This window comes from Synechococcus sp. WC101 (genome assembly GCF_047461555.1).
Lineage (GTDB): Bacteria > Cyanobacteriota > Cyanobacteriia > Thermostichales > Thermostichaceae > Thermostichus.
Genome location: NZ_JANSHG010000308.1, coordinates 1 through 1041, shown reverse-complemented (window position 1 = coordinate 1041; position 1041 = coordinate 1). Strand labels below are relative to the sequence as shown.

Here is a 1041-nt window from a genome sequence, read left to right as displayed (position 1 = left end):
GGATGGCCTCGCCTCTGACAGGATCTGGCAGGATCCCCTGGTTGAGGCGGGCGGTGTATTGGTAGCCGCTGGCGGTGCGCTGGAAGAAGGTGAAGGGATCCTGAAGGCCGCGACAGCCGGGGCCTGGGATCCCTGAGTGCCCCAAGGCCAGATGGGTTGAGCTGGCCCAAAAGCGGCGGGGATTGGGGAAGGTGCGCCAATGCAACTCCTCCTCTGGCCCCAACACCTGAGCCATGCCCCCACGCTTGGGATCGATGGCGTACATGAAGGCAAAGCTAATGGGCGGATCCCCGGGCAAGGTGACGCGGCTGTACCAGCCCTCAAAAAACCGCTCTGTGCAGCCATCCCAGTGATAGCCGGCATGGGGCAGGGATCCCCAATCTGTTGAGTTGTTTTGCCCAGAGCAAGCCGCCGTTGGAGGAAACGCCATTGAGACCTAAGCCATCGCAACAATGATAAACGGAAGTCTATGCTTACCAAAATAAATTGTATTGTTTCTATATTTATTTGCCCTTAGGATATCAACCGAGCTGAGGCTTAAGGATTTCTTGAGATTTCACCAAGGAAATCCGTGGGTCAGGCGACTTGAACCGGAAAGCTTCCATCTTGCCTTCACATATCCTTTCGATGAGGTGAGCATGACGTCACGTCGTAACTTTTTGCTGTCTGCGGGTGCGGCCACAGCAGGTGGGCTGCTCAGTGGCAGCATAGCACGGGCCGGCACAGGCTACTGGGTTGCCCAGGCCAGCGGCCCAGAAACCCCCAATCTCAGGTTAGGCTTTATACCGATTGTGGAGTCTGCCCCCCTGATCATCGCCAAGGAAAAGGGCTTTTTCGACAAGCATGGCATGACCGGTGTAGAGGTGTTGAAGCAGGCCAGTTGGCCGGCAGCCCGTGACAATGTGGTTATTGGCTCGGCAGGTGGAGGCATTGACGGCGGCATGTGGCAGATGCCGATGCCTCACATGATCCACATCGGCGCCATCACCAACAATCAGCCGGTGCGTATGGCAGTTCTGTGTCAGTTGATCACCCAGGGGA

General features: G+C 57.1%; 2 protein-coding genes. One reads left to right on the top strand and one right to left on the bottom strand.

Going from position 1 to position 1041, the window contains the following annotated elements; genetic code table 11:
• Positions 1-430: tocopherol cyclase family protein (locus NW809_RS12735; RefSeq protein ID WP_414402316.1), on the bottom strand; the 430-nt coding region annotated here is incomplete at its 3' end.
• Positions 431-632: 202 nt separating this feature from the next.
• On the opposite strand from NW809_RS12735, the gene NW809_RS12730 reads away from it, so the two are divergent.
• The coding region (locus NW809_RS12730; protein ID WP_414402315.1) for an ABC transporter substrate-binding protein at positions 633-1041 on the top strand (409 nt) is incomplete at its 3' end.